This is a genomic window from Kribbella sp. (assembly GCF_035655035.1).
GTDB lineage: Bacteria > Actinomycetota > Actinomycetes > Propionibacteriales > Kribbellaceae > Kribbella.
In genome coordinates this window covers 1-7,367 of sequence record NZ_DASRVN010000259.1, presented here as the reverse complement: position 1 = coordinate 7,367, position 7,367 = coordinate 1, and the positions used below count along the sequence as shown (strand labels likewise).

The 7,367-nt window shown below is 69.4% G+C and carries 5 protein-coding genes and 1 pseudogene; 4 read left to right on the top strand and 2 right to left on the bottom strand.

Translation table 11 applies throughout. From position 1 onward, the window contains the following. The 3 genes from VFF46_RS15355 to VFF46_RS15345 form a co-directional block, all read left to right on the top strand. Positions 1–925, top strand: a 925-nt coding sequence (locus VFF46_RS15355; protein ID WP_325037787.1) for a hypothetical protein, incomplete at its 5' end; no start/stop codon positions are given. 156 nt (positions 926–1,081) lie between these two features. Further along, the gene (locus tag VFF46_RS15350; protein ID WP_325037786.1) at positions 1,082–1,828 is read left to right on the top strand and encodes a hypothetical protein; all 747 of its coding nucleotides are present in this window, start codon (positions 1,082–1,084) and stop codon (positions 1,826–1,828) included. 285 nt (positions 1,829–2,113) lie between these two features. Further along, complete coding sequence (locus VFF46_RS15345) at positions 2,114–3,772, top strand: HNH endonuclease signature motif containing protein (protein ID WP_325037785.1); 1,659 nt, start codon at positions 2,114–2,116, stop codon at positions 3,770–3,772. A 1,053-nt stretch (positions 3,773–4,825) separates the two neighbouring features. On the opposite strand, the gene VFF46_RS15340 is transcribed toward VFF46_RS15345, so the two are convergent. Next, on the bottom strand, positions 4,826–5,917 hold the full coding sequence (locus VFF46_RS15340; RefSeq protein ID WP_325037784.1) for an aminoglycoside phosphotransferase family protein: 1,092 nt from the start codon (positions 5,915–5,917) through the stop codon (positions 4,826–4,828). Between VFF46_RS15340 and ilvA the strand changes: the two genes are divergently transcribed. Next, on the top strand, positions 5,916–7,175 hold the full coding sequence (ilvA, locus tag VFF46_RS15335; RefSeq protein WP_325037783.1) for a threonine ammonia-lyase: 1,260 nt from the start codon (positions 5,916–5,918) through the stop codon (positions 7,173–7,175). The two genes, VFF46_RS15340 and ilvA, sit on opposite strands and share 2 nt — an antisense overlap. On the opposite strand, the pseudogene VFF46_RS15330 reads toward ilvA, so the two are convergent. Then, positions 7,160–7,367: pseudogene (locus tag VFF46_RS15330) on the bottom strand (hypothetical protein); the annotation flags it as partial. The gene ilvA and the pseudogene VFF46_RS15330 overlap by 16 nt on opposite strands.

Sequence of the window (7,367 nt, the reverse complement as noted above, 5' to 3'; positions counted from 1 at the left end):
GGACTGGCTGATCGGCCGGTTCGGCGTCGAGCCGATGCGCCGCCCGCCGGTGCTGCCGAGTGCCTTCGTCCCCGCCCGGTACGACGGTTCGGAGCGCGCCGCCCGCGAGCTGTGCCTGCGGGTCTGCGCCTGGATGGAGGTACCGGACGACCGGATCCGGTTCAGCTTCCGGATGGCGGACGTCCGCGCCGCGGGCCGCAGTACCGCCGCCCGTCGGTTGCGGGCCGAGCATCCGGAGCTGACCGGGATTTCGGGGCTTCAGGCAACGATGTCCGTCGCCGAGGTCGAGGCGCTGGCCGCGGCCGGGTACGCGCCCGAGATCGCCGTGCTCGTCGACCGCGAGCTGGCGGCCGAAGTGAAGCGCAGTACGGCGCTGCGGGACGAGACCGATCCGGAGCGCCGGGCCTCGCTGTACGAACGGGCCGTCGCGTTCTGGTCGGCGCCGGCTGGCAGTGGTTCGCGCGCGGCCTGGCTCGACCTGCGGACCGGCGGCCACGACGGTACTGCGGTGCTGCTGTCGGAGACCATGCCTGCCGAGCCGGCCGCGGTGATCGCGGCGACCGCGCACGAGCTCGGGCACGAGGTGCTCTGGGGATACCACCTGATGGACCGGAGCCGGCCGGACGCCGAGGCGGTGACCGACCTGTTCGCGGTGTTCCACGGCTTCGGGATCTTCCTCGCGAACCAGGCCGTCGAACGGGTCCCCGGGCGGCGCTCGATGCGGCAGAGCCTCGGGTACCTGGGGGAGCGCGGCGCCTCGGACGCCCTCGCGGCGTACTGCTACCGCCGGCACCTGCTGTGGCCTGAGTCGCTGCTGCCGGCGCTGCCGGCCGAGCTGGATCGCGCGGTCCGGATCCGCACGTTCGCCCGCCTCGCGGCACTGGTGAAGGAGGCCGAGATCGACTCGATCCAACAGGGCCGCTGAAACCCGCCGCTCGACAGTACGTATATGTCCACTGACGCGCTCGCGCACACACCGCCCGGCGTGCGGCTGGTGGGTGCCGGACGTATACGTACTGTCGAGCTGCCGTTCGTGGGACCGGGAGGTTTGGCGTGTTTGCGGGCAGGCATGATTCGGCGGGTGAGGAATCCGATCGGGACGATCAGGCGGAGTCAGCAGTTGCGGTCCCAGCTGAAGGCGCCGCGCGAGCGGTTGCGGGGCGGCAGCCGGCGCTGGATCCGGATGTCGATGGACTGGCTGATCGCCGAGTTCGGCCGGGACGTGCTACTCCGGGAGATCGTGCTGCCGCCCGACATCATCCCGGACGGGTACGACGGCTCCGAGGAAGCCGCGATCGCGTTGTGCGGGCGTGTCGACGGCCGGATGGGCCTGAGCCCCGGGCAGTGCGGGCTGAGCTTCGAGCTGAACGGCGTACGGCGTCCGGTCCGCGCGTACGTGGTGAAGGAACAGTCCGGCCGCTGGATCCGCGGCGACGACCGGAACCAGATCCAGCTCGCCCCGGCGCTGGCCGCCGATCCGGTCGCGCTGACCGCGATCTACGCCCACGAGGTCGGGCACGAACTCCTGCTCGGCAGCGGCCGCATCACCCGCGACGGCCGGCCCGACCACGAGTCGCTGACCGACCTGATCACGGTGTTCTACGGCCTGGGCATCTTCACCGCGAACGCGGCGTACGAACGCCGCCCCCGCCCCAACGGCCGCGGCAAACAACCCCTTGCCCGCGGCTACCTCCGCGAGGCAGCCCTGTCCGAAGCCCTCGCCTACTACGCCATGCTCCGCGGCGAACGCACCCCCACCTGGGAACACCACCTCGACCCACCCGTACGCCGCGGCCTGCGCCACCACCTAGCAGTCCTCCACCGCTAACAGGTGCTGGTGTGGTGGGGGGAGGGCTGACAGGTGCTGGTGTGGTGAGGGAAAGGGGCGCGCAGGTGCTGAGGGGGAAGGGGTTCACCGGTGGCGTAGCCGTGCGGAGGTGAAGGCGCCGACGGTACCGCCCGGCCTGTCCCGGATGCACTTCCGCGAACTGGTCGACGCGGCGAACTCCCTGAAACGACTACCTCATCGGGATGAAGGACATGTTTCTGGATCTCCAGTAAAACAAGGGGATCTGCTGTGAAAAGTGTCGGAGGCGGCAGCTAGAGTTATCGCATGGATCTTCTCGGCGGACGCTCAGTGGTTGCGTTAGGCAACCACGAGCTGCTGCCGGCCCTCGACGCAGTCGACGCCGAGATCATCCGGCTGCAAGGCCTCCGGCTGCAGCTCGTCGCACGCACGGAAGAGAGCGGCTACGCCCAAGAACTCGGCGCCCGCGACACGGTCGAGCTGCTCGCGCTCCGCCACCGCCGCGACCGGTCGGAGGCCTGGCGAGACGTGCGCCTGGCCCGCGCACTACCGAAGTACACCGCGGTCGGCACTGCACTCGCCGACGGCATCACCACCGACACCGGTGTACGCCCGATGCAAACCGCCCACGCCGCCGCGATCGTGACCGAACTAGAACGCGTCCGCACCCGGGTCCCGGTGGAGGATCTCGACGTCGCCGAGGAGCAGTTAGTCGGGCTCGCGGCTCACCTGTCTCCCAAGGAGCTGCGGTCGGCCGCCAAACAACTCTGCAATCTGTTGGACTCCGACGGTCCCGAACCCGAGGAGCAGAAGGCGTACGGGCGTGAGTCGCTGACCCTGATCACCGCCGAGAACGGCGTGAAGTTCCGGGGTTACCTCGCCAACGAGAACGCCGAGTTGCTGCGTGCGGTGATCCATGCCGGCGCCCGCCCCCACAAGACCGTCGACGGCGAACTCGACCCCCGCGCCCGGGACAAGCGCCAGGCGGATGCGCTCACGACCGCGTTGACGGTCGCCGCCAACGCGTGGGACACCGATACCGCCGGTCATGGCGCGAAGGCGAACATTACGGTGACGATCGACCTGGACGATCTGCGGTCGGCGACCGCGAACGCGACCGGTCAGACGGTTTACGGTGATGACCTGTCTGCGGCGACCATTCGCCGTCTGGCCTGCGACGCGAATGTGATCCCGCTGGTGCTGGGTTCGAACTCCGAGCCGCTGGACGTCGGGCGCCGCGAACGTCTGGTCACCAAACACATCCGTCACGCTTTGAATGCGCGCGACAAGGGTTGTGTGGTGTGTTCCGCGCCGCCGGTGATGTGCGACGCCCACCACCTCACGCACTGGCAGGACGGTGGAGTAACCGCCCTCACGAACCTCGCGTTGCTGTGCCGCCACCACCACGTCGACCTCCACAACGCCCGCTGGACGATCACCATCACCAACGGCAAGGTCCAGGTAGCCCGCCCCACCTGGGCCACCCCAACCCCCGCGCACCCCGGAGCCGGCTCCGCTTGGGCGACCCCGGCCGCCGTGCAGCCTGCTTCCGGCTTCGCCTGGGTTACCCCAGCCCCCGTGCAGCGTGACTCCGGCTCCACCGGGGCCACCCCAGTCGCCGCTCAGGCTGGTTCTCGCTCCGCCTGCGCTGATCCGGCCGCCGTGCGACCTGTGTCGGCTGAACCGACCTGCCCAGATCCTCCGCCGCCCGCCGAACCACCGCCCAACAGCCCTACTCCACCCGTACCATCGGGTGTCGGATCAGCACGTCCGGCTCATCCCGGCTACGGTCCCCGACCGCCCGACGCTGCCATTGCAACGGGCGGCGTTTGGGACGACACAGCCGTGCCCGCCCGACGAACCAGTCGCTGGAAGGCCGACGAAGCAACCCTCGCTGCAGCAGCTCGCTTCGCAGTGTGGGGCGAACGCACCTCCACCGACCCACCGTCTTTCGCGACAGTGTGAGGTACCGCCTCATTCACCGCCCGCGGTGATGCGAAGAACCACCTTGCACCCCGTCGGGGTCGCCGTACGTCCGCGGCCCGTCCCGCCCCGACAAGCGCTAACGCACGAGCCGAGCCAACCGCCGCCCAGACTCGCGCCTCCAGCTACTCCCACCTCCAGCACCTCCGCGACTCCGGCCGGAAAGCGCTGGCGCACGGGTCGAGCCGACCGCTGCCCGGACTCGCGCCTCCTGCTGCTACCACTTCCAGCACCTCCAGCACCTCCGCGGCTCCGGCCGGAAAGCGCTGACGCACGGGCCGAGCCGACCGCTGCCCGGACTCGCGCCTCCTGCTACTCCCACCTGCAGCACGTCCGCGGTTCCGGCAGGCAGGCGCTGGTGCACGGGCCGGGCGGACCGTTGCCTCGCGCGGACGGCTGAATGAAGCGCTGGTCTCGTTCTCCCGCTCTAGGTAGGAGGTCCGGGGAGTTCGCCTCCGGTCCGGCTCGGTCTCGACCGCGTAACACCAACAACGGATGGGTCAAAGGCAGGCACACCAATGAATGAGCAAGCCGTCGGCGACAGCGGGCTGTGCGGGAGGACGCCGGGCCGGACCCGAGGCAGACTCGCGGCGCTTACTACTCCCACTCCCACTTCCAGCACTTCCAGCACTTCCAGCACTTCCAGCGCCTCCAGCAATTCCAGCGGCTCCGGCGGGTTCCAGCCGCTGCTGCTCCGAGAAGCGGCCGGCTTCGGCTTGATCGGTGACTCCCGGCTGCTGCGGCGGGCCGCCGGGCGGTCCGCGCCGGGCAGCATCGCTCCGCACCCGCGCTGGCCTGCTGAAGTGCGAGCGGCTCGATCTGCCGAGCGGGGCGCGGGCGGAGCGTAGCTGCGCACCTCGTCCCCCAGGAGGGCGGGTGGGAACCGCTTCTGGGCCGGCCTACCGACCCCGAGCGATTGGGGGACTTCTGCCGGTGCCCAAACGTCGTTTGCTGCTCGTCGTCCCGCAGCAGTTGTCAGCTCCTGCTCTCAGATACGCAGCGCTTGTCAGCTCTTCACCATAGGCGCAGCGGTGGTCAGGTGAGTAGTTTTCTGAGCCAGGTGTTGCCGCCGCGGAGGATTGAGGCTTGGGTGGGGTCGGTTAGGTGGTCGATGAGGTGTAGGTAGGTGATCGTTTGGTAGAGCGCGCCGAGTTCTTCGGCCAGGTCGAGGGCGCGGCGCAGGTCTTGTGGAGCGGCGTACTGGTCCCACTCGGCCAGGTATGCGTCCCGCACCCGCGGGTCCGCGGACAGTGGTGACCGGTTCTCGACGAACGTCACCAGGTCGAGGAACGGATGGGCCAGCGCCGCATCCGTCCAGTCGAACGCGAGGACCTTCCCGTCGCGGACGGCCAGGTTCCGTGGGTGCAGATCTCCGTGCAGCAAGGTCTCCGGTACGCCGATCCGGGCCAGCTCGTCGATTGCCTCGTGCAACTGTTTCGCGCGGTCCGGGAGCTTGGCTTGATCCGTCGGGTCGAGGCGTTGCGTCAGCTTGTTCGGCTTGAGCAGACCGTCCAGCTCGGTGTGGAGTACGGCGAGCCGCCGGTCGGCGCAGCTGTACTCCAGCAGGCGTTCGGGTTGTGTTGCATAGCTCCGCTGCAGCCGGGCATGGTTGCGTACGGCATCGATCCACAGCAAGATGTCGGCGGACGCACCCAGCGGCGTACCGAGATCCGGTAGCAGTACCCACGCCCGCTGTTCGTCGATCGCGATCGGCGCCGGGACCTGACCCGGGCGATCGGCGGACGCGCGCTGCAGGAACCGCGGCTCGTGCGCGAACAGGAACGGCAACGCACCAGGCTCGGTCGACGCCCGCGAAAGCGCCTTGAAATACACATCTCCGTCGGCGGTCGGGACGCGCAGAACGTTGGACAGGTCCCACATCTTCACCTGCACCCACGGACCGGTCGCCACGACGTACTGCCCGATCCACTGCAGCACCTCGTCGTACCAGTCCCGCGGCTCCAGGACATACGTCACCGGGTCCTCCGACAGACACGTCCGTACGACGGCCTCGACACCGAACTGCTCCCGCAACGCCTGCAGCACGGGCTCGACGTCGGGGAACCAGAAGTCCTCGGGCAGCTCGAGTGTGAACACCTGCCGCGCAACGTGAGCCCGAACCTCCATGGACCGAAGCGTATGTTCACGGTGCAACTGCTTTTCGAAAGCTAAAGTGCATGTCGTGATCGATGCTGGAGATGTTGCGCGGGCGGCGGATCTGCTGCACGACGTGGTCGCGCCGACGCCGCTGGAGTACTCGCGCTGGCTGAGTGAGCTGGTCGGCGGCGACGTGTTCCTGAAGTGCGAGAACCTGCAGCGGACCGGGTCCTTCAAGCTGCGCGGGGCGTACGTCCGGATGGCGCGGCTGTCGAAGGCGGAGCGTTCCCGCGGTGTGGTCGCGGCGAGCGCCGGGAACCACGCGCAGGGCGTCGCGCTCGCGGCCCAGCTGCTCGGCATCAAGGCGACCGTCTTCATGCCGAACGGCGCCCCGATCCCGAAGGAGAAGGCGACCCGGGCGTACGGCGCCGAGATCCGCTTCGTGGGGACGTCCATCGACGACTGCCTGGTCGCGGCGCGGGCGTTCGAGGCCGAGACCGGTGCGGTGCTGATCCACCCGTTCGACCACCCCGACATCGTCGCCGGGCAGGCCACGACCGGGCTGGAGATCGTCGAGCAGTGCCCGCAGGTGCGGACCGTCGTCGTACCGACGGGTGGTGGCGGACTGCTCGCCGGGATCGCGGCCGCGCTGCAGCGCGACGGCGTGCCGGTCGAGGTGGTCGGCGTCCAGGCGGCCGGCGCCGCGGCGTACCCGGGCTCGCTGGCGGCGGGGGAGCCGGTGCAACTGGAGCGGATGCGGACCATGGCGGACGGGATCGCGGTCGGGCTGCCCGGGAAGGTGCCGTTCGAGACCGTCCAGCGGTACGTCGGCGACGTACGGACCGTCGGCGAGGACTCGTTGTCGAAGGCGTTGCTGCTGATCCTCGAACGCGCGAAGCTCGTGGTCGAACCGGCCGGCGCCGCCGCGGTGGCCGCCGTACTGGACGAACCGAGGCGGTTCAAGCCGCCGGTGGTGGCCGTACTGTCCGGCGGGAACATCGACCCGTTGCTGCTGATGCGCGTGATCCGCCACGGCATGGCAGCCGCCGGCCGTTACCTGTCGCTGCGCGTGCGCATCCCCGACACCCCGGGCGGCCTGGCCACGCTGGTGAACCAGCTCGCTGCGATGGATGCGAACATCATCGAGATCGTGCACGAGCGGATCTCGGAGACCCTCAGCCTGGACGAGGTCGAGGTCGCCCTGCAGCTCGAACTGCGCGGCGAGGAGCACCGCGAGCGCCTACTCACCGGACTCGTTGCCAACGGCTACAGCTACACGCTGAACTGACGCACGGAGTTCACCAGGCTCAGGAGGAACTTGCCCGGCTCCTCCCACGGCGCCAGATGCGCCGAGTGCTCGAACCAGATCGCCTGCTTGTACGGCGCCTCGAGCGCCTCGAACCAGGCCTCGACCGGCGCCGTCGGGGTCGTGTAGTCGTGCCGCCCGAGGAACATCAGCACCGGGATCGGGAACTCGGTG

Coding starts and splice junctions, on each gene's coding strand:
- VFF46_RS15340 (WP_325037784.1), bottom strand. CDS start 5,917: ATGGAGGTTCGGGCTCACGTTGCGCGGCAGGTGTTCACACTCGAGCTG.
- ilvA (WP_325037783.1), top strand. CDS start 5,916: ATGGACCGAAGCGTATGTTCACGGTGCAACTGCTTTTCGAAAGCTAAA.
- VFF46_RS15345 (WP_325037785.1), top strand. CDS start 2,114: ATGGATCTTCTCGGCGGACGCTCAGTGGTTGCGTTAGGCAACCACGAG.